Genomic DNA, 26,530 nt, shown 5'->3' on the forward strand with positions numbered 1-26,530 from the left:
ATTCATGCGTGTACTAACCCTCGCCGTTCTGGCCTGCCTTGCTGTGGCCGGATGCTCCGTCGGGGCCCAGACCACGGGGCCGGTTGCCGCACCGAATCCGATGGCGGCCAACGAAGCAAGTCCCGCCGACTGGTCGCTCGGAACCCCCGTTCCCGACGAGGTCGACGACAGCGAGATGGGCACGGAGTTCGACAGCCGCACCGACATCGTGGGTGCGACGGCCACGATGTTCGAATCGTGGTCCGAGGTCGACGATCACACGGTGGCCGTCCACTTCGTGACCGGCACTCCGGAGTGCTACGGCGCGTACGCAACCGTCGAAGAGACCGATACGACGGTGATCGTCACGCTCCGAACCGGGGCACTGCCCGAGGCCGCGGACAAGATGTGCATTCTGGTTGCCGTGTTCGGCAGCTTGGATGTCCCGCTGAGCCGACCGCTCGGCGATCGTCACGTCATCAACGGCTAGCTGCGCGCCTAAACGGCACAAGTTCGACGATCGAACACGCCGTTTCGTCAGGTGTGGTGTGCGTCTCCTCGGGACAGACTGAAAACCGACACCCGTTCACTCGCTCGTCGGCAGCTTTCGACTCGAGCGGTGCTCAACATGAAGGAGCTCGCAAGTGCCTACTCTCCAGAGAGACGTTGCAATCGTCGGTGCCGGCCCCTCTGGCCTGGCAGCTGCAACCGCGCTGCGCAAGGCCGGTTTGACCGTCGCTGTGATCGAAGCGCGCGACCGCGTCGGCGGCCGCACGTGGACCGACACCATCGACGGAGCAGTTCTGGAAATCGGCGGCCAGTGGGTCTCCCCCGACCAGACCGCGCTGATCTCCTTGCTCGACGAACTCGGCCTGAAAACTTTCGAGCGCTACCGCGAGGGCGAGTCCGTCTACATCTCGTCGGCAGGTGAGCGGACGCAGTACACGGGTGATTCCTTCCCCACGAACGACACCACGAAGAAGGAGATGGACCGTCTCATCGACGAGATGGACGATCTCGCAGCACAGATCGGCGCCGAGGAACCGTGGGCACATCCCCTCGCCCGCGATCTCGACACAGTCTCCTTCAAGCAGTGGCTGATCAATCAGTCCGACGACGCCGAGGCACGTGACAACATCGGCCTCTTCATCGCCGGTGGCATGCTCACCAAGCCCGCCCACTCGTTCTCTGCCCTGCAGGCCGTACTCATGGCCGCTTCCGCAGGTTCGTTCTCCCACCTTGTCGACGAGGACTTCATTCTCGACAAGCGAGTGATCGGCGGAATGCAGCAGGTATCGATCCGCATGGCGGAGGCCCTCGGTGACGACGTCTTCCTCAACGCACCCGTGCGAACGGTGAAGTGGAACGAATCCGGTGCAACGGTGTTGGCGGACGGCGATGTTCGCGTCGAGGCAAGCCGAGTGATCCTGGCCGTACCGCCCAACCTCTACTCCCGGATCTCGTACGATCCCCCGCTGCCGCGTCGTCAGCACCAGATGCACCAGCACCAGTCCCTCGGCCTCGTCATCAAGGTTCACGCGGTGTACGAGACGCCTTTCTGGCGCGAAGACGGCCTCTCCGGCACCGGCTTCGGCGCGTCCGAGGTAGTGCAGGAGGTGTACGACAACACCAACCACGAGGACGATCGCGGCACCCTGGTCGCTTTCGTCTCCGACGAGAAGGCCGACGCGATGTTCGAGCTTTCCGTCGAGGAGCGTAAGGCCACGATTCTGGCCTCACTTGCCCGCTATCTCGGCCCGAAGGCCGAAGAGCCGGTTGTGTACTACGAATCCGACTGGGGCTCGGAGGAATGGACCCGCGGTGCGTACGCAGCGAGCTTCGACCTCGGAGGCCTGCACCGCTACGGCGCGGATTCCCGCACGCCCGTCGGCCCGATTCACTTCTCGTGCTCCGACATTGCGGCCGAGGGGTACCAGCACGTCGACGGTGCCGTTCGGATGGGTCAGCGAACCGCAGCCGACATCATCGCTCGCAGCAAGGCCTGACGGCCGCTTTGCCAAGTCTCGATCATTGCCCGGCAGTCACGATTGCCGGGCAATGATCGAGAGCAGTAGTTCGGCCCGAACCCTGGCCACTTCCAGCCGACAGTCGATCAGGCTCTCCACCTTCGCCATTCGGCTCCGCAGTGTGTGCCGGTGAACGCCCATCGTGATGGCGGCCGCTTCCCAGTGTCCGTTGGCCTCGAGAAATGCCCGCAGCGACGCCAGCAGTTCGGTGCCGTTGTCACGGTCGTAGTCCTCGATCGGTGTGATCATCGTTTCCGCCAGCGTGTTGAGCACTTCACGCGTCGAATCGAAAGACAGCAGCACACTTCCGGTCAGAGCTGCGAATTCCAAAGGCTCGCCACCGATTTCGGCCGCCGACGCACACAGCTGGGACTGTTCGACGGCGACCGCCAGCGCAGCGACCACCCGTCGCGCGCTCAAGCCGACACGAAGCGCGCGAAGATCCGACCTCGATACCCCGCCGAGCAGCTCTCGGGCGAACTCGACGTCGTCGGTTCCACGCAGCAGCACCGTGACGCGAGTGTCGTTGATCCGCGAGAACAACTGCCGCCCCGCCTTGTTCATGAACTCGGCAATCTCGGCTCCGACGCGTCCCGCTACGTCGGACGTGTCGGTAAGAACTGTCAATCCTCGGATCATTCCCTCACCGTCGGCGGCCTGCCTGATCTGTTGCCACGCCGGCGCCGGGTCGCGATCCTCGGTGAGCAGCAGCCCGAGGGCGTGCGAATTCAACTGATCCTGAGTAGCACGCAGACGCGCGGGTTTCTCGAAGTCCAACGCCAACAACGAGTTCGCGTGACCGAGCAGTATCTGATCGACGTAGCTGAGCGCCGAAGCACTGATCACCGCCAGGTATCCGTACGGCGTTCGCCCGACGCTGATCTGCTGCACCGCGATCGACGCTCCAGACCTTGCGAGCGTCACGCTACTGGAGGCACCGCCCCCGAGAGTTGCTCGCAGTTCGTCGATCACGTCGTCCGTCGGCAGTTGAGGTGAGCTCTCGAGAACTCTTCCGGCGACGTCGAGAAGAAGCACCGTCGCCGAAGTCGCGATCGCCAGTTCACGCACGGTCGCAGCCGTTCCGCCGGAAATGACGGCACGCGTCATCCGCGGTTGCGCCCGCGACGCCCGGAGGACCGCTTCGTATTCCTGCTCTGCCAACCGGCTCATCACACGCTTGACGACGGCAGCAAACGGCGTCGGCAGCGGCACCTCGATCAGCGGGAGTCCGATCTCGTCGGCGACGGCCACCAGATCGGCCGGGACCTCGGGGTACGAGAGCCCGGTTCCGAATCCCACCGCCGCCACTCCCGCCGCGTCGAGCATCCGGAGATAGCGGCCGCGCTTTTGCTGAGTGGACGGCAATCGGATGCCGGTGGTGAGGATGAATTCGCCGCCGGTCAACCATCGAAACGGGTCGAGCAGCTCCGTGGCGTGCGCAAATGTGATTTCGCGACCGACACCCTGGGCGCCACCTTTGAGTTCCAGCGCGAGATCCGGCTGCGCCAACATCCACCGCACAGCGATCGTCATGGGCAGGACTGTACAACTCGGTGCGTCGGCGATCAAAGATTTCACCTTTTTGGCAGCTGCCTTTACTTGTGAGTCAGCGCACACTTGCTCACACACGCCCCACAAAGTGCGAGTTCCGTGCTGATCACCTCGGCCGGAACTCGTTCGACCTCGAGAGGAACCGGTACCGATGTCGATCGTCGTACTCGAGAACTACATCAACGGTGAATTCGTCGCCTCAGCCGCGACGGAAACACTCGACCTGATCAACCCCGTGGACGAGAGTGTGGTCGGGCGTACGCCGGTCTCCACGAAGGAAGACGTCGACGCCGCCGTCGAAGCCGCACAGAAAGCATTCGAGACCTGGGGCAAGACGACGCCGAGCGTGCGGCAGGCTGCACTCCTCAAGCTCGCCGACGCCATCGAAGCGCACAGCGACGAAATCGTCGCAGCCGAAAGCGCCAACACCGGCCAGGCCCACCAGATGATCGCCGACGAAGAGGTCAAGGTCGGAGCCGATCAGATGCGGTTCTTCGCCGGAGCCGCACGACTTCTCGAGGGCAAGGCGGCCGGAGAGTACATGGAGGGTTTCACCTCCTACGTCCGTCGTGAGCCGATCGGCGTCGTCGGTCAGGTCACGCCCTGGAACTACCCGTTCATGATGGCGCTGTGGAAGATCGGGCCCGCCCTCGCGGCCGGCAACACGATCGTCCTCAAGCCCAGCGACACCACACCGGGCAGCACGCTGGTCCTGGCGAAGCTCTCGAAGGGCATCCTGCCGGACGGCGTGTTCAACGTCGTGCTCGGCAACGGCGGAACCGGAGCGACGTTGGTGGAGAACCCGGCCCTCGGTCTCGTCTCGATCACCGGTTCGGTGCGGGCGGGCATCGCTGTCGCCGTGTCCGCAGCACAGCAACTCAAGCGCGCGCACCTCGAACTGGGCGGCAAAGCGCCGGCGATCGTCTTCGGCGACGTCGACATCGAGAAGACCGCCACCGGCATCGCCGAGGCAGCGTTCTTCAACGGCGGCCAGGATTGCACCGCGGCCACTCGCGTGATCGTTCACGAGTCCATCCACGATCAGCTCGTCGAAGCCCTCGTCCGGAACGCCGAGAAGCTGCGCCCCGGAGCGCCTTCCGATCCTGATGCCTTCTACGGCCCGCTCAACAACATCAATCACTTCAACGCCGTGAGCGACAAGATCGCGAACCTGCCGGCGTCGGCCAAGATCGTTACCGGCGGAAAGCGTTCGGGCGAAACCGGATTCTTCTTCGAGCCGACCGTCATCACCGGCGTCGCGCAATCGGACGACATCGTGCAGGAAGAGACTTTCGGTCCTATCCTCACAGTCCAGAGCTTCTCCGACGAGAAGGAGGCGATCACGCTTGCCAACGACGTTCGGTTCGGCCTGGCCTCGAGCATCTGGACCAAGGATCACGGTGTCACGCAACGCGTCTCCGCTGCTCTCGACTTCGGTGCGGTGTGGATCAACTGCCACATCCCGCTCGTCGCCGAAATGCCGCACGGCGGCTTCAAGTATTCCGGTTACGGCAAGGATCTCTCGGCCTACGGAGTCGAGGACTACACCCGTCTCAAGCACGTCATGAGTTCGCACGACTGAGTCGCCGCCCCTCCTGCTGTGCGCCTTTATCAACCCCCCGCGGTTAATAAAGGCGCACAGCAGATTCCTCCAATCCGGAAAAGAGCCACCATGCGCCTTATCGTCGGATACCTCGCCACACCCAGCGGTAAAGACGGGCTGGTCCTCGGGGCCCAGCTCGCGCGCAGTCTCGGCGCGCAACTCGACATCTGCATGGTCCTCCCACCGGATCGGACACTGCCGGCCAAGGTTCCCTCGGAAGCCGGCTACGACGACATCCTCGCCGCGCGTGCACACGACTGGCTCGCCGAGGCGAAAGCGTCGGTGCCCGAGGACATCCAGGTGGAAGTACACCTGAGCTTCCACGAGTCGTTCGCTCAGGGCCTGCTCGACGAAGTGGACCGACTGAATGCGCTCGCGATCGTGGTGGGAGCTTCCGGCGACGGTTTGCTCGGCCGTCACGCGATAGGTTCGGTCTCGACCGAACTGCTTCACTCCGCCCACGTCCCGGTAGCACTGGCGCCTCGCGGAACGCGGCACTCGGCGGCCACTGCGATACGAGAGGTCACCTGTGCACTCGGCACCCGTGTCGGCGCCGACATCGTCTTGAACACCGCCGTGCGCGCCAGCGAACTGATGCAGGTTCCGCTCCGACTGGTCTCACTGGTAGCGCTCGACCCCCAGAACGATCTGCGCGATCATCGCGACACCGCCGAGTCGGCCAGGGAGCGTGCACGAAATCACGCTCAGGACACACTCGACGTCGCAAGAGCCGCGCTCCCCGCGGAGTTCCCCATCGAGGTCATCATTGCCGACGGATCTACCGTGGAATCGGCAGTGCGTCAACTGGACTGGCAGGACGGCGACCTCGTGATGGTCGGTTCAAGTCGCCTCGCACAGCCCCGCAAACTGTTCCTGGGCTCCACCGCCGCCAAGATGCTGCGCGTACTGCCCGTACCCATGGTCGTAGTGCCCAAGCACGAATTCACCCAGCCGGAGGCACTGTCATGACCAGCACCGAACTGAGTTCCAAAGGCCTCGCCACCGGCAAGATCGGCATGATCTCCGGCGCGGTGCTCGGAATCTCCTCCGTGGCACCGGGTTACACCCTGACGGCCAGCATCGGATTGATCGTCGCCGCGGTCGGTCTCAAGATGCCCGCCATCTTCATCGCCGGCTTCATCCCGATGTTCCTCACCGCGTACGCGTACCGCGAACTGAACTCCGACACACCTGACTGCGGAGCGTCATTCACGTGGTCCACCAAGGCATTCGGACCGTACGTCGGCTGGATGTGCGGCTGGGGCATGGTGATCGCCACCATCATCGTGCTCTCGAACCTCGCTGCAATTGCCGTCGACTTCTTCTATCTGTTCATCGCGCGGGTGGCCGACAATCCCTCCATCGCCGATCTGCCGGGCAATAAATTCGTCAACGTCGGCACCACGCTGGTGTTCATCGCGTTGGCCACCTGGATTGCCAGTCGGGGAATCACCACCAGCGAGCGCGTACAGTTCGCGCTCGTCGGCTTCCAGATGGTGCTGCTGGTCGTCTTCGCCGTCGTTGCACTGGTTCACGTCGGCGCCGGCGACGCCCCGGCCGGACTGTCCTTCGACCTGAGTTGGTTCAACCCGTTCAGCGGACTCGCCATCGGTGCGTTTGTCATCGGACTCACCGGATCGATCTTCGCGTTCTGGGGCTGGGATACCTGTCTCACGCTGGGCGAGGAGTCGAAGAACCCCAAGAAGACCCCCGGTCGCGCCGGTTTGCTCTGTGTCGCAACCATTCTCCTGACCTACCTGCTGGTCGCCGTTGCCGCGATGATGTACGCCGGCGTCGGCGAGGAAGGCCTCGGCCTCGGCAATCCCGACAACTCCGAGAACGTCTTCGGCGCTCTGGCCGACCCGGTCCTGGGCAACTGGGGCGGAATGCTTCTGTTCCTCGCGGTCTTCGTCTCTTCAGTCGCCAGCCTGCAGACCACGTTCCTGCCCGCGGCACGAACCATGCTCGCCATGGGTGCATACGGAGCTTTCCCCAAGAAGCTCGCCGAGGTCTCGCCTCGGTTCCTGGTGCCGTCGTACGCGACCGTCGTGGCAGGCGCGGTAACCGCAGTGTTCTACAGCGTCGTCACGTTCCTGTCCGAAAGTGCTCTGCTCGACACGATCGCCGCACTCGGCATCATGATCTGCTGGTACTACGGCATCACCGCATTCGCGTGCGTGTGGTACTTCCGCAAGACGCTTTTCGAGAGCGTACGAAACTTCGTCTTCCGGCTCGCGTTCCCACTCATCGGTGGTCTCATGCTGCTTGCGGTGTTCGTCATTTCGGTCCAGGAGAGTATGAATCCGGACAACGCCAGCGGAGCATCCATCGGCGGAATCGGCCTGGTCTTCTTCCTCGGCTTCGGAATCCTCATCCTCGGCGCGGTACTGATGATGGTCATGCGAGTGCACAATCCCGAGTTCTTCGAGGGCAAAACCCTCAACCGCGACACAGAGGCTCTGCGCGACGAGAACGACCTCAGCGTGTCCTAGGAGACAGTAGATTCGGGGGCCTGCGCGATCAGGCCCGCCATCAACACGCGCAAGCCGAATTCGAAGGCGGCGTCGGCACGTTCGGGATTTTTCCCGGACGTTGCCAACGCCGCCTTCATCGCGTCGTTGGCTTCGGGTCCCGACGCCCACTGGACGTCCGGCGCCGCCAGGTCCAGGGCCGAACCGAGAACAAAACTGTCGACGGTCGTGATCGCGTGCAGTGTTTCGGTCGGGTCGAAACCACCATCGGCAAATGCCTGCGCCAATGCGTTGTAGAGGGTGAACGCCACACCGGCCTGCACCGTCTGGGCCGTGAAGAGCGGAATCAGACGAGGATGCGCGGCGTAGCTTCGCCGGTACTCGGCTGCCAGCGCCGCGACGGTCTCACTCCAGGTCCCCGAGGCCGACTCGACGTCGATTCCTGCCATCAACTGCGCCCTCATCAGTTCGACGATCTCGGCTCGTCCGGAAACGTGGTTGTAGAGCGAGGACGGTCGAACCTTCAGTCTTGCGGCGAGTCCCGGCATGGTGAAGTCGCCGGATTCGTCCACCGACTCGATCGCTGCCTCGGTGATGATCGCCGGTGAGAGCAGTCGTTGCGATGGCCGCGGCATATGTCCTCCTGTAGTGATCCACACCGTTCGGGGCGCTGCAAAAAACAATTCCTCGAAAGTCCTTGATCAATCAGCGCTCACCCACCATACTTAACGAATCACATTCGTTTTACGTTGAACGTCGAATACCCGAGCACCGAGGAAACCCCATGCTGACGATCACCGCCCTCACCCCACCCGAGTCACCGGCCGCGACTTCGCCGTCCACGTCCACCCCTCTGCGTGTAGGCCTCGTCCAACATCGCTGGCACGAGGACCAAGACGACCTCCACGCTGAATTGAGCGAAGGCATTGCGTCCGCAGCGAAGCTGGGCGCTTCCGTGGTCTTTCTTCCGGAGCTGACGCTCAGCCGCTACCCCGCCTCCACCCCGGCCGGCGACAATCCCGGACGCGCGGCGGAAGACCTGCTCACCGGACCCACTTTCGCCTTCGCCACCAAGGCCGCTGCGGAGAACCAGGTTCTCGTTCACGCGTCGTTGTACGAGCGCAGCGACGCCGAGGACGGCCTGGGCTTCAACACCGCGATCCTGGTCTCGCCCGGGGGTGAACTTCTCGGTCGTACCCGCAAGCTCCACATTCCGGTGACGGCCGGGTACTACGAGGACACGTACTTTCGCGGCGGTCCGTCCGAGGACGCATACCCCGTTCACGAGGCACTCGGCGCCAAGTTCGGACTCCCGACATGCTGGGACGAGTGGTTCCCCGAGGTCGCACGTGCATACTCCCTCGCCGGTGCCCAGGTCCTGGTGTACCCGACGGCGATCGGCTCGGAACCCGATCACCCGAACTTCGACACCCAACCGCTGTGGCAGCAAGTGATCGTCGGAAACGGTGTCGCCAACGGCACTTTCATGGTTGTCCCCAATCGCCACGGCAGTGAAGGTCTCATCACCTTCTACGGTTCGTCGTTCATCTCGGACCCGTACGGACGCATCCTCGTTCAGGCTCCGCGCGACGAATCAGCCGTCCTGGTCGCAGATCTCGACCTGCAGCACCGTGAAGACTGGCTTGCGCTGTTCCCGTTCCTGGCCACTCGCCGACCCGACACCTACTCGGCCCTGACCGCACCGGTGAACACTGCAGGAGCCAACCGATGACCTGGCGCATGCCCGCGGAAAGTGAACCGCACGAACGTACCTGGATGGCGTACCCGAGCGCCGGATACTCTCTCGGGGACACTGCGGAAGAACAGCACGAAGCGCGCTCGACGTGGGCGGCCGTCGCCCACGCCGTCGCCGAATTCGAGCCGGTCACCGTCGTCGTCGATCCCGCCGAAGTCGAAGAAGCACGAAAGTACCTGTCCGAGAAGGTCGACATCGTCGAGGCACCTCTCAACGACGCGTGGATGCGCGACATCGGGCCGACGTTCGTCCTGTCCGACGAAGGCCGTCTCGGCGGAGTCGACTGGGTGTTCAACGGCTGGGGTGCACAGGATTGGGCGCAGTGGGACAAGGACTCGAAGATCGGCGCGTTTGTCGTCGAACAATCCGGTGCCCAGTTGATCGACTCACCAATCGTCAACGAGGGCGGCGGTATTGCGGTCGACGGTCTCGGCACCGTCTTGGTCACCGAAACCGTCCAACTCGATCCGGGGCGAAACCCCGACCTGACGAAGGCCGACATCGAGGCCGAACTCGCCCGCACCATCGGCGCCAAGCACGTGATCTGGCTTCCCCGCGGGTTGACCCGCGATCAGGAGACCTACGGAACGCGCGGACACGTCGACATCGTCGCTGCTATCTCTTCCCCCGGAGTGGTACTCGTCCATGACCAACGCAATCCGGTGCACCCTGACTACGCCGTCAGCAAGACGATCATCGAGTTGTTCGAAAGCTCGACGGACGTCGGCGGCCGGCCGTGGAAGGTCATTCGGGTACCCGCTCCCGAAATCCTGCGCGACGACGAGGGATTCGTCGACTACAGCTACATCAACCATCTCGTGGTCAATCGCGGAGTGATTGCCTGCAGCTTCGACGATCCGGCCGACGCCGAAGCGGCCCGGATCCTTGCGGCCGCCTACCCCGGGCGCACCGTCGTCACCGTCGACGCCAGACCGCTGTTCGAACGTGGCGGCGGCATCCACTGCATCACCCAGCACCAGCCCGCTGAACAAGACTGACGGCGGCAGAATTAGCGGCGACCTCGCATGTAGTCACTCACGACCGCGGCGCCGAGGCCGTCCAGGTCCGGTGCGATGACGCGTCCACCCACCCGGTGCGCCATCCGGTCGACCACCCTGGCCAGACCTGGATCCTCACCGAGGCGGAAGAATGTGACCTTGGCGCCCAGCCTGGCCACTGCGTCGAGTGCTCGAACCGTCAAACCGAGGGTTCGCGCACTCGGCGGATAGTCGAACCTGGCTTCTCCGTCCGCTTCGAGATGAGCCGTCGGCTCACCGTCGGTGACGATCAGTACCACCGGCTGTGCGTTGGAGTGGCGTCGAAGATGCCTGGCCGCCAACAACAGTGCGTGGTGCAGGTTGGTTCCCTGGTCCCACGCGCCGTCCAAACCAGCGAGCTCCGACGGGCTCAGCACGTGCGCGTGGCGTCCGAAGGCGATCAACTGGAGTTCGTCGCTGCGAAATCGCGTACTCACCAGATGATTGAGTGCCAGAGCGGTGCGCTTCATCGGCACCCAGCGATCTTCCATCACCATCGAGAACGACGTGTCCACCAGGAGAGCAACCGCAGCCTGACTGCGCTGTTCGGTTTCGGCCACCTCGACATCGACGACGCTCAGCCGCACCGGCATTCGGCCCGGGTCACGCAGGACGGCGTTGGTGATGGTTCTCGTGACGTCCCACGGTTCGGTGTCCCCGAATTCCCATTCGCGGGACGCTCCGGTCGGTTCACCCATCGCACCGGCCCGACGCGTATCGCGTTGACCGGTTCGTGACGACAGTTGCCCGGCGACATCGCGCAGAGCAGTCTGTCCGAGCTGTCGCATGGCTTTGGGCGACAAGCGCCATTGACCATCCGGTGCACGATCGAAGAAACCCTGTTCCTGCAAAGCCTTTTCGAGATCGGCCAGGGTGCGAGCATCAGCGGCGGCTTCGTCGCCGAGTTGCCGCGCGAGTAGCTCGGGGTCGATGTCGTCGAGCGCCGCGCCCGCGTATTGCTGCGACAGTTGATCTGCCAAGGATTCCAGCTCGGCGATGTCCTGCAGGGCACCGGTCCCCTCACCCAACCCCATTCCGTTGTCGCCGCGGAACTGTTGCGAACCTTCCCAGTCCTCACCCGGCCGAGCCGCCTGAAGGAACTGGTCGAGTTGACTCAGCTCACTCATCAGGCTCGGATCACCGAACGCCTGCTGCGCCAACGCATCCAACTCGTCACGCTGCTCCTGCGAGAGCGAGTTCCGCAATCGTTGTGCAGCCGCCGCGCGCTGCGCCAAAGAATCCAGAAGTTCCTCGACGTTGCGCGGGTTGTCCGGGAAATACTGCCCGTGCTTGTCCATGAACTCCGCGAACTGCTCCGCAGTGTCGACGCCGCGAGAGTGCGCGTCGAGCAGTTGATTCAGATCAGCCAGCATCTGGCGTATCTGCTCACGATCCTCGTCGGTGGCGCCCTCGAGTGCCTGCTTCATTCCCGAGAAGCGTTGATCGAGAACCTCACGTCCGAGCAGATCACGAATCTTCTCGTAATCCGCGCGCGCCTGTTCGCTGCGCCAGTTGTAGTCGGCCAGATCTTGCACGGCCTGAGCTGTCGACGGCGGTAACTCCTCGATCCGCATTTCGTTGAATCGTGCGTCGTCGTCGAGAGCACGTGCCAGTTCTTTGCGCTCTTCGAGCACCGCCTTGTCGAGAAGCTTACGAACCTCGTCGAGCGTTCCGTCGAGATTGTTGCGGCGTAGCAACTCACGTCGGCGCCGGTTCGGCTGGGCAGCAAGGTCGTCGAGCCCGCGCATGTCCCGGTTGCCTCGGCGCAGGAGCTCTCGGAGGGCATGGCGCGGCGACGTGCCCGACAACACGTCGTCGCCGATTGCTGCCAGGGCCTCGCGCAGATCCACGGGAGGCGCGAGCGGATCGGGACCACCGTCGTAAGGCCCGTACCGCGGATTGTGGATCATCACTGCCCCTTACGAATATACCGAGCGGCCGCCCGGGCCTTGATCTTTGGAGATCCGGCGCGCGAGGTAAAGCCCTTCGAGGGCAAGTTCGGCACCGGCGGCACGCTCGCCGTCGGATTGCGCACCGAGACGTTCGGCTACTTCGTCCAGGACCTCGAGGTCCGGAAGCTCGTCGAGAAATGCCTTGGCCGTGACAGATTCACCGGTGACGATCGTGTTGCCCATCTCCACCGCAGCAACCAGCATCCCCAGGTCGATCCCGCCGAGACGTACCCGAACCGTATCGGCGGTCGCGCGACGCAGCAGGTGCTCGAGCACCTCCAGTTCCCGTCCCTCTTCACCGGATTCGAACTCGACCTTGCCGCGAAGAACCTCGACCACGGACTCGAGATCGACGGGCCGTGCAACAGGATCGGCTTCGCCGAGCACCGCTGCCCGTCGTACCGCGGCGGCACTGACGGTTTCCGCGCCGGCGACGGCAAAGCGTGCCGACACACCCGATCGCTGATCCACCGAGGTGGATTCGCGGAGCAGGCGAGTGAATCTGGCAAGAATTTCGAGAAGGTAGTCGGGCACCTCCGCGGCCAGGTGCGCCTCCTGCTCGATCACCGCGATCTCGCCCGCCAACTCGACGGGGTAGTGAGTACGGATCTCGGCGCCGAAGCGGTCCTTGAGTGGTGTGATGATGCGCCCGCGGTTGGTGTAGTCCTCGGGGTTGGCGCTCGCGACCAGAAGAACGTCCAACGGAAGCCGAAGCGTGTACCCGCGGACCTGGATGTCCCGCTCTTCCATCACGTTGAGCAAAGAGACCTGGATGCGTTCGGCGAGGTCGGGGAGCTCGTTGATGGCCACGATTCCGCGATGCGCGCGAGGCACGAGGCCGAAGTGAATGGTCTCCGGATCGCCGAGGCTCCGGCCTTCGGCAACCTTGACCGGATCGACGTCGCCGATCAGGTCGGCGACCGAGGTATCCGGCGTCGCCAACTTCTCGGAGTACCGCTCGCTGCGGTGGCGCCAGGCGATCGGGAGGTCGTCGCCCAGTTCCTTGGCTCGACGTATCGAAGCCGGGGTGATCGGCTCGTACGGGTGCTCCCCCAGTTCCGAGCCTTCGATGACGGGCGTCCACTCGTCGAGCAGGAGCCCGAGAGTGCGAAGCAGCCTCGTCTTTCCCTGACCTCGTTCGCCGAGCAGAACCACGTCGTGGCCGGCGATCAGCGCCCGCTCGAGTTGCGGGGCGACCGTGTCCTCGAACCCGACTATCCCGGGCCAGGGGTCACGGCCGTCCCGCAACGCGGCGAGAAGATTCTCTCGTAGTTCTTCCTTGACACTTCGCTGTACGTGTCCGGAGGCGCGTAGCTCTCCGAGGGTTTTTGCGACAGTCACCACTCCACGCTACGAGTGTTTGCGGGGTTTCGCCTCTCGCCGAGGAAGTTCGGTCGCTCAGCCTTCGATGTTCTCGGGATTCATCCAGATGATTTCCCAGATGTGGCCGTCGGGATCCTGGAAGCTGCGGCTGTACATGAAGCCGTGATCCTGCGTCGCGTTACCTTCGGAACCGCCGGTCTCGAGCGCCTTGTCGACGAGGGCGTCGACGGCCTCACGGGTCTCGGCTGAGAGACCGAGCAGCGCCTCCGTCGACGTCGAGGTGTCGGCGATGCCCTTGGTGGTGAAGGTCTTGAAGAAGGGCTCGGCCAACAGCATCACGACGATGGTGTCACTGATGACCATCGACGACGCATTCTCGTCGGAGAACTGCGTATTCTTGGAGTATCCGAGGCCCTCGTAGAAGGTGGTGGCCTTGCCGAGGTCCTTGACGGGCAGGTTGAGGAAGAACATCGGCTGCGGGTTTGTCGCCATGAAAGGTCCTTTCCGAGACTTTGCTGTGCGCCTTTATTAACCGCCGGCGGTTAATAAAGGCGCACAGTAGACCTAAACTCCACCCATGGATACCTGGGTGTTGCCGGCCATGCTCGGCCTCGGACTCGCCGCAGCGTCCGGAATGCGAACCTTCCTGCCGCTGCTGATGCTCAGCGCTGCCGTCCACTTCGAACTGTTCGGGATCACCGTCGGCGAGTCGATGCGGTGGATCGGATCGACCGGCGCGCTGGTCGCATTGGCAATCGCCGCGGTGGTCGAACTGGGTGCCGACCTCACTCCGTTCGTGGACAACGCACTCTCGGTGATCGGGAACGTCACCGGACCGATTGCCGGAGTGATCGCCGCCTGGGCGGCCTTCAGCCATCTCGACCCTGCGATGGCCGCGTTGGCGGGCATCATCGTCGGAGCGCCGACGGCGTTGACGTTCAGCGCCGCGCAGACCGGCACTCGCGCGGTCAGTACGGCCACTACCGGTGGGCTGGCAAATCCCGTCGTTTCCGTCATCGAGGATGTGCTGACTTTCTTCACCTCCATGATCGCGATGATCTTGCCGCTCCTGATCATTCCCCTGCTCGCCGCGCTCTTGTGGTTCAGCTGGCGTGGCTGGCGTCGTGTCCGGAGTCTGCGCACCGCCTGACCGCACCGACCTGGTAGACAAGTCGTCATGTCCGACACCGAGATCTCGTTCCAATCCGGCGATGTCACCCTGTACGGGAGTCTTCGCCTGGCCGCCTCACCCGACGCCCCTGCCCCGGCCGCGCTGATTCTGGCCGGCAGCGGCCCCACCGATCGCAACGGCGACAGCGCCCTCCTCGAAGGCGACATCGGAACTCTGCGGTTCATCGCGGATCTTCTTGAAAAACAAGGGATTTCAAGCCTGCGTTACGACAAGCTCGGCAGTGGCGAAACCGCCCTCGGTGACTACGACATCGAGGACATCGCCGATCTCGGCTTCAACACTTTTGTCGACGCCGCCTCCGACGGACTGGACTACCTCGCCGGGCAACCCGGTGTCGATCCCGAGCGCTTGTTCGTGGTCGGACACAGCGACGGCGCCGTAGTCGCACTGGCTCTCGCCACCGCGAAGGAGGGCGCCAGAGTCAGTGCCCTCGCACTGCTCGAGCCACTGAGCGTCAGACTTCTCGATCTACTCACGACGCAGATTCACCGCCAGCTCGATGCGGTCGTCGGCGCCGGTCAGCTGCCGGTCGAACTGGCTGACGAACTGCGCGTCGCGCTCGCCGATGCCGTCGAGTCGCTGCGATCCGAGGGCACTGTTCCGGATGACCTGCCCGAGCCGCTGCAGAATGCGGGACTCGTACACGCCAACGCCAAGGCACTCGCCGAGGAAGACGCATTGGACCCGGTTGCGCTCGTGGCGGCGCTACCGGCGGGCATGCCCGTTCTCACGAGCTGCTCGGACAAAGACATCCAAGTCATTCCCGCCGATGTCGCGGCACTCGACGCCGCGCTCTCCCATACAGCGCTGACTTCCGTGCGGATGCGCAACGCCAACTTCGTACTCAAGGACATCGGCGACGAACAGTCCACCGGTGCCGACTACGTCGCGCCGCTTCCGTACTCGGCAGAGTTCTCGGAGCCCTTCACAGCGTGGGTCCGCTCGTTCTCCTGATCACGTACAGACCGAACGTCCTCTTTTTCAGGTAGAAAGTTCCCTCCGCGAACCATCGCGGAGGGAATTCTGCTTTCTACGTCTGACCTGCAATGAAGACTCTTTCAATCCAGCGAACCTGGGGACAGAAGTCACCCGGAGTTTACGTTCGCGGCGCCTTTTATTGGTGCGAACCCTCGATCCGTGCTGTACGGTCATCCATTAACCAGCAACGCCACACAGAAAGGAACGGACATCATGTCGCTACACCCGCACGTCGTATCCGTACCTTCGTGGCGCAGCTGCACCGCAGACAAGCACATTTTTTCGGCCGCAATGTCGGCCAAGCACATGGGCAACAAGCGCGGTGTACCCCGAGAATGATCCCCAGTTTCACCGGATTCGTTCTCGGGCACCCAGGGCAAACGCCTCGGGTGCCTTTTCTTTTACCTTTCACACGCAGGAGCACCACATGAAACTTCGAGTCAACCAACTGTCCATCGCGCCGCCGTATGTCGATCTGCCCGGTGACCTCACCGGATACGCCGTCACCCTGGATCTTTCACACTCCGATGCGGCCCACGAAGCTACCCTCGGCGCATTGATCAGCGAGATCCGCAGTCGCGGAGCCTCACGCGTCGTCATCACCGGCTCACCCCGCGAACTCCAGGGCACCCACAGCAGCGCCGCCTGAAAGACCCGGGCGGCCTGAATGCAGAACGGGCCCCGAACTCCCGTTGAGGAGTCGAGGCCCGCTACCGACGTAGGAGTCAGTGCGCGAAGTGGCGCGCACCGGTCAGATAGAGAGTGACACCGGCTTCCTTGGCTGCGGCAATCACTTCGTTGTCGCGAACCGAACCACCCGGCTGCACAACAGCCTTGACGCCGGCGTTGAGCAGCACCTGCAGACCGTCAGGGAACGGGAAGAACGCGTCCGAAGCTGCAACCGAACCTACGACGCGGTCACCGGCTCGCTGAACAGCCAGATGCGCTGCGTCGACGCGGTTGACCTGGCCCATGCCGACGCCGACAGAGGCACCGCCGGAAGCCAGCAGGATCGCGTTGGACTTCACCGAACGGCTGGCGCGCCAAGCAAATTCGAGGTCAGCGAGAGTCTCGGCATCGGCAGCCTCACCGTTGGCGAGGGTCCAGTTGGCCGGGTTGTCGCCGTCGGCGTCCAGGACGTCGCGCTGCTGGAGCAACGTACCGCCGGAGATCGGACGCAGTTCGATTCCGGTAGCGGTCGGAGCGGCTGCCTTCAGAACACGAATGTTCTTCTTACGCTGCAGAACCTCGACAGCTCCGTCTTCGTACGAGGGCGCGATGACGACCTCGGTGAAGATGTCGGCGATCTGCTCGGCCAGTTCGACGGTGACCTCGCGGTTGGCAGCGATCACACCACCGAAAGCACTGACCGGATCGCACGCATGCGCCTTGCGGTGGGCGTCGGCGATGTCGGTGCCGATGGCGATGCCACACGGGTTGGCGTGCTTGATGATTGCGACGGCCGGATCAGTGAAGTCGTACGCTGCGCGCCACGCTGCGTCGGAGTCCGTGTAGTTGTTGTACGACATCTCCTTGCCGTGCAACTGCTCCGCCTGAGCCAAACCTGCAGGCGCAGCCGGGTTTTCGTACAGCGCAGCGTCCTGGTGCGGGTTCTCGCCGTAGCGAAGAACAGCGCTGCGGTTCCAGGTCGCACCGACCCAGGCCGGGAACAGCGAACCGTCCTCGTCAGCGGCGATCGTGCTCGTCATCCAGCTCGCAACCGCGACGTCGTACGACGCAGTGTGCTGGAAAGCCTGCGCTGCAAGCACAGTGCGCTCACGCAAGGTGAATCCGCCACCGGCAACGGCAGTCAGGACGTCGGCGTACCGAGCCGGATCGACCACGACGGCAACCGACGGATGGTTCTTGGCTGCAGCACGCACCATCGACGGGCCGCCGATGTCGATCTGCTCGACACACTCGTCCGGGCTAGCGCCCGAGGCAACCGTCTCGGTGAAGGGGTACAGGTTCACGACAACCAATTCGAAGGTCGCGATGCCGAGTTCCTCGAGCTGAGCGAGGTGATCCGGCTTGCGGGTATCGGCGAGAACGCCGGCGTGGACGCGCGGATGCAGCGTCTTCACACGGCCTTCGAGGCATTCCGGGAATCCGGTCAGAGCCTCGACCGGGGTCACGGGGATTCCGGCGTCGGCGATCTTCGACGCGGTCGAACCGGTCGAGACCAACTCGACACCGGCCTCGTGCAGGCCCGTGGCCAGCTCGATCAGACCACTCTTGTCGTAGACGCTGACAAGTGCACGGCGCACAGCCTTGCGTTCACTCACTGGGGATCACGGCCTTTCGTCCATCGGAAACCACTCCGCGCGTAGCAACAGCGGCGATGACGTCCGCCAACAACCGTCGCTCCACAATTTTGATGCGTTCATGCAACGAAGACTCGGTGTCGTCGTCATGCACCGGCACAGCTTCCTGCGCCAAGATCGGCCCGGTATCAACTCCGCCGTCGACGAGATGCACCGTGGAACCGGTGACCTTCACGCCGTACGCCAGAGCGTCGGGAACCGCGTGCGCGCCGGGAAAGGCAGGCAGCAACGCGGGATGAGTGTTGATGATTCGGCCGCCGAAACGCTCGAGAAAGCTGGGGCCGAGGATTTTCATGAAGCCTGCACTGACCACGAGATCGGGTTCGTACTCGGCCACTGCTGCTGTCAGCGCCTCGTCCCAGGCGGCACGATTTTCGTAGGTCTTGATCGAGACCTTGAAGGACAGGATCTTCGAATCCGCAGCGTGCTCGGCGGCGAGGCAGTCACGATCTACACCGACGGCAACGATCTCGGCGGGGTATCCCTCGGCATGCGAAGCGTCGATCAGCGAAGTCAGCAGGGTTCCCGCGCCGGAAGCGAGTACGACTACCCGCGCGACAGAGTCGCGAAATTGGACCCTGTCGGGCATTGTCGGCTGCGGATTGTCGGCCGAGGCAGTCAGCGCACTACTCCTGAGAACTGGAAGATGATGCGGCCGGAGTATCGGCCGCATGACAGCCTAGTCGCTGGACTCCTGCGGCTTCGAGGGCAGGTCGGTCTCCGGCTCGGCCCCGGCTGTGGGGTCCGCCTCGGGTGCCGCGACAACCTCCGCGTCGACTACTTCGATCTCGACGGTTTCCTCTGTCACTACCTGCACGGGTTCGCCTGATTCTTCGACAATTTCGGCTTCGACGACCTTGGTCACTACCACCGCAGATTCCTGGGCGAGCACTTCGTCGGCGTTTTCGTCGTCCTCGCCATCCGTTGTGGCCGCGGCCGTGATCGCAAGTTCGGGCTCGGATTCTCGAGCCGGTTCAGCCGTCGGCGGCGCAACCTCGTCCTTCATGTGTCCGCGGTGTGAGAACCACATCGCGAACAGCGCCGAGACGGTTCCGAACAATCCCAGCCACGCAAAAGTCAGAAGACCGAAGCCCCACCACAGGACCTCGACGGTGCCGAACTGCCCGAGGTCTCCCGCCGCAGCAAGGGCAAGCAGAGCCATGACGACGCCGGCACCGGCAGCTGCCGTCAGCACTGCGAGCACACTGTCCTGCCCGGCGATGCGTCGAGCGCAATCACGGCCGAGCATCACACCCACCGCAGCCGGAACGACCAACAGCACCGGCCAGATTCCGCCGGCGACGCCTTCCGGAACCGCTCCGAGAAGGGGCAACGGTGGCAGATCTCCACCGATGTTGCCGAACACGCTGATGGAGACGTTGCCGAAATCGGCCGTCGATCCCGTCATCACCGCGGCTGCACCGACCACGAGGTTCGGCAGATAGAGCAGCGACAACACCGTCAATCCCAGCACGCCGACAAACCCGTTGCCTCGTGCGAGTAGGTCACCGACCGTCGACCACGACACGAGTAGTGACACCACAACGGCCACGGCGCCCGCAGCCAGCAGCGCTGCCGACGCGGCCGCGGCCGGACGAACAGCGGCAGATGCCCACGGCGGAATCTCGGCGACGACGCGATCCCAGTGCGCAGCAGCAACACCGACGGACGCGGCGATCAGGTGAATCGCGGCGACCCAGCCGAAAGCGGCCAACGTGTTGGGGCTCGACAGCGGAATTGCCGCGGAGGCGTCGGCGACAACGGCGAGAGCGATTGCCGTGATAGTCAACGGCCCGGCTACTGCCGCCCCCACCAGGCGGAGGGTGTCGTCACGGGAGTCGGTGTGCACCGCAGTCGACGCGCATCGGCGTGCAACCACCCACATCATGACGGCCGTCGGAAGCAATGGCAGTACACCGAGTTGGACGCCGCTGATAGTCGCCGGCACCTGGTGGATGACCAACCAGGTGGTGGCAATGGCGCCGAAGGTTCCGGTCAGGTCGCTGCTCGCCGATACTAAAGTGACCACGACGACAGCCGCGATCAGCAGCATCGTCAGGCCCGACGGTCGGAAGGCGACAGTCAGCAACTTGCGTGCCAGGTCCGGGTTCGGTCCCGGGCGACCGCCGCCGACGCGGCCGCTGCCAGTACGACCACGTCCGGGTCGTGAGGACGTGGGACGGGACCGGGTGCCATCAATCAAAGAACTCATCCCCTCGAGGGTTTCACTCGACAGTGCGCCGCGCACTCAGGCGCGCCGTCGGGCTCACGGAATGTGGCCTCCACCCGCAGCGGGTCGGAGGCCACATTCATGTTCGTGAAACGAAGAAGTACTACTGCTGACGCTCGTCGGGGTTCTGCGAGCCGAAGACCTTGGTCTCGGCCGCGGAATCGCTGCTGCCCTGGTCAGGTTCCGCAGACGGCGTCGGCGCTTCGAAAGTGGGCGGCTCGAAGCCCGTCGGCTGCTCGGTCGAGCCAGTCTGCTGCTGGTTGTACGGCTGGCCGTAACCGCGTGGAGCGGTGAACTGATCCGACGAGTAACTCGGGTTCGGCTGGCCACCGGGCTGAGAGGTCAGCGGATAGTAAGACGACGTCGTCGCGGCCGACGAGTCGGTCTGTCCGGGATTTTGCGCCGGGTTCTGCCCGTAGGGAGACGCAGTCTGGCCGTAAGGCGGCTGCGAAGCGGTCGGGTCGACGGGGGCGGCGTGCGCTCCCCCGTATCCCTGCTGCTGCGCCTGCCCGTACTGCGGATTCTGCTGGTACTGGCCCGGCTGCTGAGCCTGCTGAGGCTGGCCGTACTGAGCCTGTCCGTATCCCTGTGGCTGACCTGGCGCCTGGCCCTGGGGCTGGCCATAGCCCTGCGGCTGACCATACTGCTGAGCTACCGGACGCGGCGCGGGAGCCTTCAGGATTCCGATCTCGAACAACAACGCGGCGACTGCGACGACGGTCTGCACGAACGAGAGGATCAGCACGATGATCAGGCCCCAACCGAGGCTGATGTCGACGTAGTCGCTGGTACCGACGGAGAACGCGGCGAACACCAAAGCGAAGAAACCCGTGAGGGTGAGCGCTGCGGCAATGCCTGCATACGACTGCTTCGGGAGCAGCGAGACGCCTGCGACCACACCGCCGGCGAAAACGAATCCGAGGCCGTAGATGCTCGATTCGAAGAAACTCGAACTGGTATCCAGGCCGCTACCGATGCCGCTGCTGCTTCCACTGATCGACGTGAAGGGCGCAAAACCGAGCAGGAAATTGATCAGGCCGAGTGCCGCGACGGCGATGAGCAGGATGAATCCGAGATTCTTGGTTCCACCGCCCGCTGCCGGCTGATTCGGTGGCCCGAAGCTGGGCCCTTGCGGCGTGAACGTCATGACTTCTCCTCGTAGACGGTCTTCGATGGTTACCAGCGTATGTGTCTCGACTTCGCACGCTAACACCGACAGGAGACAATGGGCAGATGCCCTTCACCCTCGCGCCCGGCGCCGACCACGTCGTCGAAACCGAGGTGAAGCACTCACGATTCATCGCCGCGCTTCACCGAGTAGACGACGCCGAAGCCGCCACGGAGTTCGTCGCGGAGCAGAAATCGCTGTATCCCGATGCGCGCCATCATTGTTCGGCTTTCGTGATCGGATACGAGGCGAACTCACGCGTCGAACGTGCACACGACGACGGTGAACCGGGCGGCACTGCCGGGGTGCCGATGCTTCAGGTTCTCAAGTCTCGAGATCTGGTCGATGTGATTGTTGTCGTCACGCGCTATTTCGGCGGAATCAAGCTCGGCGCCGGTGGATTGGTCCGCGCGTATTCGGGAGCGGTCTCGGTGGCTCTCGATTCGGCCGAGCTTGTGGCCAGGGAGAGAAAGGTCCTGCGCACTTTGGCGATCCGGCACTCAGAGGCCGGTCGGGTGGAAGCGGAGCTGAGAGCGCGGGGCGTCTCGGTGCTCGGAACTACGTATGGATCGAAGGCGGTGATGACGCTCGCCGCCGGTGACGCCGACGATCTCGATTCGATCGTCGCATCCATCACATCCGGTGCCGGGCAGTTGGAACCTGCCGGGTCGATGTGGGTCGATACCACTGTGCGTGGTTAAGGAGTCCGGAGACTCCCTAACCACGCACGGGGGCGAAGCCCCTTACAGGGACTGAAGAATCTCGCGAGCGAGAGCAGCGGTAGCGGACGGCGTCTTGCCGACCTTCACGCCTGCAGCTTCGAGAGCTTCCTGCTTTGCCTGAGCAGTTCCCGAGGAACCGGAGACGATGGCACCGGCGTGGCCCATGGTCTTGCCTTCGGGAGCGGTGAAGCCTGCCACGTAGCCGACGACCGGCTTGGTGACGTTGGCCTTGATGTAATCGGCTGCACGCTCTTCCGCGTCGCCACCGATTTCACCGATCATCACGATGACCTTGGTCTCGGGATCCTTCTCGAACGCCTCGATGGCGTCGATGTGGGTGGTTCCGATGACCGGGTCGCCGCCGATGCCGATGGCGGTGGAGAAGCCGAAGTCACGGAGTTCGTACATCATCTGGTAGGTCAGGGTGCCCGACTTGGAGACCAGGCCGATGGGGCCGGTGCCTGCAATGTTGGCGGGCGTGATGCCGACGAGGGCCTCACCCGGGGTGATGATGCCGGGGCAGTTCGGTCCGATGATGCGGGTCTTCTTGCCCTTGGACTCGTTGTACGCCCAAGCGTAAGCGGAGTCCTGAACCGGGATGCCCTCGGTGATGACCACGAGGAGCGGGATCTCCGCGTCGATGGCCTCGACGATGGCGTCCTTCGAGAAGGCCGGGGGAACGAATGCGATGGAGACGTCTGCGCCGGTCTCCTTGATTGCCTCTTCGACCGTCGCGAAGACGGGGAGCTCGACAGGGGAACCGTCAGCTGCAACGTGCGAGACCGTGGTGCCGGCCTTGCGAGCGTTGACGCCGCCGACGACCTGGGTGCCGGCCTTGAGCATCAGAGCGGTGTGCTTGGTGCCCTCGCCGCCGGTGATGCCCTGGACGATGACCTTTGAATCCTTGGTGAGGAAGATTGCCATTGTTCTGTGAGTCCCTTACTTCGCTGCGTGAGCGAGTTCGGCGGCCTTGTCGGCGGCCTCGTCCATGGTTGCGACGACCGTGACCAGCGGGTGGTTGGCCTCGGCGAGGATGCGACGACCCTCTTCGACGTTGTTTCCGTCCAGGCGAACGACGAGCGGCTTGTTGGCCTCGTCACCCAGGGTCTTCAGTGCGCCGACGATGCCGTTGGCAACTGCGTCACACGCGGTGATGCCGCCGAAGACGTTGACGAACACGCTCTTGACCTGTGCATCGTTGAGGATGACATCCAGGCCGGCAGCCATGACTGCAGCGGAAGCTCCGCCGCCGATGTCGAGGAAGTTGGCGGGCTTGACGCCACCGTGGTTCTCGCCGGCGTATGCGACGACGTCCAGCGTGGACATGACCAGGCCTGCGCCGTTGCCGATGATTCCGACCTCACCGTCGAGCTTGACGTAGTTGAGGTCGTTTTCCTTGGCCTTGAGCTCGAGGGGATCGGTAGCGTCGCGATCCTCGAATGCCTCGTGGCCGGGCTGACGGAACGCTGCGTTCTCGTCGAGGGTGACCTTGCCGTCGAGGGCGAGGATCTGATCGTCAGGCGTACGAACGAGGGGGTTGACCTCGACGAGGAGTGCGTCTTCGCCGATGAAGACCTCCCACAGCTTCTGGATCGTCACGGCCGCTGCGTCGAGCACCTCTGCGGGCAGCTTTCCTGCCTCGGCGATGCTGCGCGCGAACGCGAGGTCGACGCCCTTGACTGCGTCGACGGGGATCTTGGCGAGAGCGTCGGGGTTCTCCTCGGCGGTGACCTCGATCTCGACGCCACCCTCTACCGAGCACATGGCCAGGTAGGTGCGGTTGGTGCGGTCGAGCAGGAAGGAGATGTAGTACTCCTCGGCAATGTCACTTGCCTCTGCGACCAGCAGCTTCTTGACGACATGGCCCTTGATGTCCAGGCCCAGGATTGCCTCGGCGTTTGCCACTGCGGCATCCACGTCGGGCGAGTACTTGACGCCACCGGCCTTGCCGCGGCCGCCTACCTTGACCTGTGCCTTCACCATCACGGGCTTACCGATTTCTTGGGCAATCTCGCGTGCGCCGGCGACTGTGTCTGTAACACGTCCAGCCGAAGTCGGCACTCCGTGCTTGGCGAAGAGTTCCTTCGCCTGGTATTCGAAGAGATCCATCTGCTCACCGTCTCGTCTGCGTTGTCACCCGCTCGAGGGGTAGGAGCGGGTCTGTTCTGGACTTTAACCAGTTGCCGCGTTCGGTTTGCGCCCGCATTGATGCTATGTGGCCCAAGTCACGCGCAATTGCCCGATGAGGCACGCCTCACCGATTCGGCAAGGTGGTCACACCGAATTTGTCAAGCATCAGTCTCACTGATTCTTGCGCTCGAGAACGCTGCAACGAGAAGCAACACTATGCCCGTGGCCGCTGTGATCGCACCCACCCCCACGGTTGCGTCCGATATGCGCGATGACGTGAGTGGCCACTCACCGACGTACACCAGAGCTGCCACGGCAGATCCGATCAGCAATGCCGCGCCCCGCGACGGCCGCGCGGACGCTGCGATCACAGCGGCGATCACGACGGTGACGCCGACGAGCAGTTGACCCCAGACGTCAATTCCCCACGGCCACTCCAGAACTGAGGCCGCCGTATAGGCGTCGCCCTGATAGAGGGGAAACGCGGTTCCGATCAGGACAGCGACGGCGCCGATCCCACCGACGAGAAGCACCAGCCCTCTCGAACCGCCACCTACCGACGTGTCGACATCCTCACGCTCGGCGCTTCCCGCCAGCCAGACGAGCAGTCCCGTCGCCGCAGCGAGGAAAGCCGCGCCGCAGAGCACGAAGGCGCCGGCCCCCAACCCGACGCCCGGTACGTCCGTGGCGATGACAGCCGACTGCATGACAGCGGCGACTCCCATCACGACCGTGGTCCACAACACGCCGACGGCCGGCCGCACCACCGCGGCGCGGCCCGGGGCGAACAAGCCCAGACCGGCGACCAGCAGTACAGCAGCCGCGAGCAGGACAACTCGAGACGAGAGCATGGACGGTTCGGGGATGTTCTCCGGCAACGACAGGACCGGAAGTGCCACCCCCAGGGCTGCCACTGCTGCGGTGACAACTGCGCCGATACCGGCAACGCGGTGAAGTCTGTTCACCCGCGCTTGCGCCGCCCGGGACTGAGCCACCATCGCCGCTTTCAGCGCACCCTTTGTCGTCTTCGCGGGTGCGCGAACCACACTTTCAGCGGGAATCGCATCTGTTTCACGCCTGGAAGCGAGGTAGGGAGCTGAAACTCCGATCACGGCGATGACCACGGCGGCCAGTGCCCCGACCACCGATCCCGAACCGACGCCGATCCGATCGCCGGCCGCGAACCCAGCCATCACCCTGGTTCCACTGACTGCGAGTGCGCCGAGACCGACACCGATCAGGGCGCCGCAGCCCACCGGTAGCGAGATGGACGTCAATGCCGCCGCGACCGCAACGAGTACCGCGACGCCGACCAATCCCGTACCGACGGCGGTGGCCGCCGCCGAGTCGACGAGCGGTTTGACCAGAAAGATCGGATCCTGCGAACTGAAGGAAGGACCGAACAGGGAGAGCACGAACACCACCGCGGCCAGAATCAGCAGCGCTGTCGGCCACCCACCGATCCGCCCGCCAACCGATCGCCCGTCGAATTCCGCGGCGCGAGCGCTGCCGTATCCGTCCCGCTCCGATTCACGATGGACGACCATGAAGCCGAGGACACCAGACGCCACAAGAAGTCCGTGGCCCGCGAGCGCGAGATAAGCGCCCGGACCCGCATCGATCGAACCCGCCGAAATCGGACGGAAAAGGTCCAAGCGGTTTGCATCGATTGCGTCGACGAACAACTGAACGTCGAGGATCGCCGCGCCGAGGGACACCGCGCCGATACCTGCCAGGAGTCCGCCTGCGAAGGCGGGCCTGCGCCCCGAGGTGAGCACCGCAACCAGCGGCACGACGATCGTGCAGACGGCAGCGAAGAGAGCGGCGGAAGCAAGAGCCCCCGTCGTGTCGACCCCGCGGCCACTCCCGACTCCGACGACGGGACTGGCTGCCACTCCGACGGCACCGAGCAGTCCGATTACCGCCGCGAGTGGCGCCCCTGACTTCACTCCGGGGTCGTCGAAACGCGCCTGCGACGTAGTTCCAGGTGTTGTGGACACTCGATCGACGGTAGTGCCTGAATGGACCGGTGATCCGGTTGTGACACGCGTGATCACGAAACGAGATGATTCGTCCGTTTTGCCCGG

Annotated in this window: 23 protein-coding genes; 11 read left to right on the forward strand and 12 right to left on the reverse strand. The window is 63.9% G+C overall.

Annotated features, from left to right (window positions below):
* The first annotated feature begins 4 nt into the window (after window positions 1-4).
* Complete coding sequence (locus tag ATN37_RS02810) at window positions 5-469, forward strand: hypothetical protein (RefSeq protein ID WP_007727550.1); 465 nt, start codon at window positions 5-7, stop codon at window positions 467-469.
* Between the two features lie 154 nt (window positions 470-623).
* Window positions 624-1,985, forward strand: coding sequence for an NAD(P)/FAD-dependent oxidoreductase (locus ATN37_RS02815; protein ID WP_007727552.1), 1,362 nt, complete (start codon window positions 624-626; stop codon window positions 1,983-1,985).
* Between the two features lie 36 nt (window positions 1,986-2,021).
* Here ATN37_RS02815 and ATN37_RS02820 read toward each other — a convergent pair whose 3' ends face one another.
* Window positions 2,022-3,539 (reverse strand): PucR family transcriptional regulator, encoded by a 1,518-nt coding sequence (locus ATN37_RS02820; RefSeq protein WP_054188811.1) that lies wholly within the window; start codon window positions 3,537-3,539, stop codon window positions 2,022-2,024.
* Between the two features lie 169 nt (window positions 3,540-3,708).
* On the opposite strand from ATN37_RS02820, the gene ATN37_RS02825 reads away from it, so the two are divergent.
* From ATN37_RS02825 to ATN37_RS02835, 3 genes are all read left to right on the forward strand, one after another.
* The gene (locus ATN37_RS02825; protein WP_054188812.1) at window positions 3,709-5,139 is read left to right on the forward strand and encodes a gamma-aminobutyraldehyde dehydrogenase; all 1,431 of its coding nucleotides are present in this window, start codon (window positions 3,709-3,711) and stop codon (window positions 5,137-5,139) included.
* A gap of 90 nt (window positions 5,140-5,229) precedes the next feature.
* Window positions 5,230-6,129: a universal stress protein gene (locus ATN37_RS02830; protein ID WP_007727555.1), complete on the forward strand. Its 900-nt coding sequence runs from the start codon at window positions 5,230-5,232 to the stop codon at window positions 6,127-6,129.
* Window positions 6,126-7,652 (forward strand): APC family permease, encoded by a 1,527-nt coding sequence (locus tag ATN37_RS02835; RefSeq protein WP_218694719.1) that lies wholly within the window; start codon window positions 6,126-6,128, stop codon window positions 7,650-7,652. Before ATN37_RS02830 ends, ATN37_RS02835 begins: the two co-directional genes overlap by 4 nt.
* Here ATN37_RS02835 and ATN37_RS02840 read toward each other — a convergent pair.
* Entirely contained in the window at window positions 7,649-8,266 is a 618-nt protein-coding gene (locus tag ATN37_RS02840) for a TetR/AcrR family transcriptional regulator C-terminal domain-containing protein (protein ID WP_030536334.1), read from the reverse strand. The two genes, ATN37_RS02835 and ATN37_RS02840, sit on opposite strands and share 4 nt — an antisense overlap.
* 149 nt (window positions 8,267-8,415) lie before the next feature.
* Between ATN37_RS02840 and ATN37_RS02845 the strand changes: the two genes are divergently transcribed.
* Both ATN37_RS02845 and ATN37_RS02850 read left to right on the forward strand, forming a co-directional pair.
* Window positions 8,416-9,363: a nitrilase-related carbon-nitrogen hydrolase gene (locus ATN37_RS02845; RefSeq protein ID WP_003946411.1), complete on the forward strand. Its 948-nt coding sequence runs from the start codon at window positions 8,416-8,418 to the stop codon at window positions 9,361-9,363.
* The gene (locus ATN37_RS02850) at window positions 9,360-10,385 is read left to right on the forward strand and encodes an agmatine/peptidylarginine deiminase (RefSeq protein ID WP_007727577.1); all 1,026 of its coding nucleotides are present in this window, start codon (window positions 9,360-9,362) and stop codon (window positions 10,383-10,385) included. The genes ATN37_RS02845 and ATN37_RS02850 overlap by 4 nt, the downstream gene beginning before the upstream one ends.
* An 11-nt stretch (window positions 10,386-10,396) precedes the next feature.
* On the opposite strand, the gene ATN37_RS02855 is transcribed toward ATN37_RS02850, so the two are convergent.
* Genes ATN37_RS02855 through ATN37_RS02865 form a run of 3 tightly spaced genes read right to left on the reverse strand, consistent with a single transcriptional unit; the run spans window position 10,397 to window position 14,191 of the window.
* Window positions 10,397-12,334 carry a VWA domain-containing protein gene (locus tag ATN37_RS02855; protein WP_218694720.1) on the reverse strand — a complete coding sequence of 646 codons (1,938 nt, stop codon included), beginning with the start codon at window positions 12,332-12,334 and terminating at the stop codon, window positions 10,397-10,399.
* A 9-nt stretch (window positions 12,335-12,343) separates the two neighbouring features.
* The gene (locus tag ATN37_RS02860) at window positions 12,344-13,720 is read right to left on the reverse strand and encodes an ATP-binding protein (RefSeq protein WP_102999408.1); all 1,377 of its coding nucleotides are present in this window, start codon (window positions 13,718-13,720) and stop codon (window positions 12,344-12,346) included.
* Between the two features lie 54 nt (window positions 13,721-13,774).
* Window positions 13,775-14,191, reverse strand: a complete 417-nt coding sequence (locus ATN37_RS02865) for a VOC family protein (protein WP_003946398.1) — start codon at window positions 14,189-14,191, stop codon at window positions 13,775-13,777.
* A gap of 85 nt (window positions 14,192-14,276) precedes the next feature.
* Between ATN37_RS02865 and ATN37_RS02870 the strand changes: the two genes are divergently transcribed.
* The 3 genes from ATN37_RS02870 to ATN37_RS02880 all read left to right on the forward strand — a co-directional run bounded on the left by ATN37_RS02870 (window position 14,277) and on the right by ATN37_RS02880 (window position 16,518).
* A complete protein-coding gene (locus ATN37_RS02870; RefSeq protein ID WP_218694721.1) occupies window positions 14,277-14,849 on the forward strand; it encodes a DUF4126 domain-containing protein in 573 nt (190 codons plus the stop codon).
* A 27-nt stretch (window positions 14,850-14,876) separates the two neighbouring features.
* Entirely contained in the window at window positions 14,877-15,845 is a 969-nt protein-coding gene (locus ATN37_RS02875) for a S9 family peptidase (protein ID WP_003946348.1), read from the forward strand.
* 451 nt (window positions 15,846-16,296) lie between these two features.
* Window positions 16,297-16,518 carry a hypothetical protein gene (locus tag ATN37_RS02880; RefSeq protein WP_003946391.1) on the forward strand — a complete coding sequence of 74 codons (222 nt, stop codon included), beginning with the start codon at window positions 16,297-16,299 and terminating at the stop codon, window positions 16,516-16,518.
* Window positions 16,519-16,594: 76 nt separating this feature from the next.
* On the opposite strand, the gene purH is transcribed toward ATN37_RS02880, so the two are convergent.
* From purH to ATN37_RS02900, 4 genes are all read right to left on the reverse strand, one after another.
* Window positions 16,595-18,154 (reverse strand): bifunctional phosphoribosylaminoimidazolecarboxamide formyltransferase/IMP cyclohydrolase, encoded by a 1,560-nt coding sequence (gene purH / locus ATN37_RS02885; protein WP_003946407.1) that lies wholly within the window; start codon window positions 18,152-18,154, stop codon window positions 16,595-16,597.
* Window positions 18,147-18,866 carry a phosphoribosylglycinamide formyltransferase gene (gene purN / locus ATN37_RS02890; RefSeq protein ID WP_082931251.1) on the reverse strand — a complete coding sequence of 240 codons (720 nt, stop codon included), beginning with the start codon at window positions 18,864-18,866 and terminating at the stop codon, window positions 18,147-18,149. The genes purH and purN overlap by 8 nt, the downstream gene beginning before the upstream one ends.
* Window positions 18,867-18,872: 6 nt before the next feature.
* Complete coding sequence (locus ATN37_RS02895) at window positions 18,873-20,405, reverse strand: DUF6350 family protein (RefSeq protein WP_218694722.1); 1,533 nt, start codon at window positions 20,403-20,405, stop codon at window positions 18,873-18,875.
* Window positions 20,406-20,526: 121 nt separating this feature from the next.
* Complete coding sequence (locus tag ATN37_RS02900) at window positions 20,527-21,570, reverse strand: DUF5336 domain-containing protein (protein ID WP_214924233.1); 1,044 nt, start codon at window positions 21,568-21,570, stop codon at window positions 20,527-20,529.
* A gap of 86 nt (window positions 21,571-21,656) precedes the next feature.
* On the opposite strand from ATN37_RS02900, the gene ATN37_RS02905 reads away from it, so the two are divergent.
* Window positions 21,657-22,292 carry a YigZ family protein gene (locus ATN37_RS02905; RefSeq protein WP_003946418.1) on the forward strand — a complete coding sequence of 212 codons (636 nt, stop codon included), beginning with the start codon at window positions 21,657-21,659 and terminating at the stop codon, window positions 22,290-22,292.
* A gap of 42 nt (window positions 22,293-22,334) precedes the next feature.
* Here ATN37_RS02905 and sucD read toward each other — a convergent pair whose 3' ends face one another.
* The 3 genes from sucD to ATN37_RS02920 form a co-directional block, all read right to left on the reverse strand.
* Window positions 22,335-23,237, reverse strand: coding sequence for a succinate--CoA ligase subunit alpha (gene sucD / locus ATN37_RS02910; RefSeq protein WP_003946432.1), 903 nt, complete (start codon window positions 23,235-23,237; stop codon window positions 22,335-22,337).
* A gap of 15 nt (window positions 23,238-23,252) precedes the next feature.
* The gene (gene sucC / locus ATN37_RS02915; protein ID WP_218694723.1) at window positions 23,253-24,422 is read right to left on the reverse strand and encodes an ADP-forming succinate--CoA ligase subunit beta; all 1,170 of its coding nucleotides are present in this window, start codon (window positions 24,420-24,422) and stop codon (window positions 23,253-23,255) included.
* A 179-nt stretch (window positions 24,423-24,601) separates the two neighbouring features.
* Window positions 24,602-26,443, reverse strand: a complete 1,842-nt coding sequence (locus tag ATN37_RS02920; RefSeq protein WP_232329899.1) for a hypothetical protein — start codon at window positions 26,441-26,443, stop codon at window positions 24,602-24,604.
* Between the last annotated feature and the right edge of the window lie 87 nt (window positions 26,444-26,530).

The organism is Rhodococcus sp. MH15 (genome assembly GCF_019266045.1).
Lineage (GTDB): Bacteria > Actinomycetota > Actinomycetes > Mycobacteriales > Mycobacteriaceae > Rhodococcus_F > Rhodococcus_F qingshengii.